Annotated in this window: 1 protein-coding gene and 1 pseudogene; both read left to right on the top strand. The window is 56.7% G+C overall.

All coding sequences use genetic code 11. The annotated features are described in order from the left end of the window. A pseudogene (locus ACZRMS_RS26340) lies at positions 1–146 on the top strand (TolC family protein); the annotation flags it as partial. Continuing rightward, positions 143–538, top strand: a 396-nt coding sequence (locus ACZRMS_RS26335) for a heavy metal-binding domain-containing protein (protein WP_463997647.1), incomplete at its 3' end; no start/stop codon positions are given. The pseudogene ACZRMS_RS26340 and the gene ACZRMS_RS26335, both read left to right, overlap by 4 nt.

Raw genomic sequence — 538 nt, 5'->3', positions numbered from 1 at the left:
ATCGTGCCGGAAAAGGCGATTTAAATGCCGTTGTTGCGGCCCGGCGTGAGCTCATCGAAGCGCGCCTCAAACAGATTGAGGTGGAAGAGCAGCGGGCGCTGACCAGTGCGCGTCTGTACTTTGCCTATGGGGAGCCCAGCCAGTGATCCTTAAAAAGTGGAATGGGGCAGTGTTGGTAGGCATCTCGCTGGCATTGGGTGTTGCCGGTGGTTACTGGTTCGCTCAGCAGCGGATGAACGGAGTATCCAGTACTACCCAGGAGAGGGGTATCAGCCCGTCGGGTGAACGCAAGGCTCTGTATTGGTACGACCCCATGTACCCGCAGCAAAAGTTTGATAAACCCGGAAAGTCCCCCTTTATGGACATGCAGTTGGTGCCTCAATACGCCAGCAGCGAAGGGGATCGTGCGGTCGTCAGTATCGATCCAAGCCTGACCCAAAACCTCGGTTTGCGTTTTGCGACGGTCACCCGGGGAGTCTTTGATTCCAGCCTAGATGTGGCAGGTGTCTTGGCGTTCAACGAGCGTGATGTCGCGGTG

The organism is Pseudomonas sp. B424 (assembly GCF_055408345.1).
This window is presented reverse-complemented; position numbering and strand designations above follow the sequence as displayed.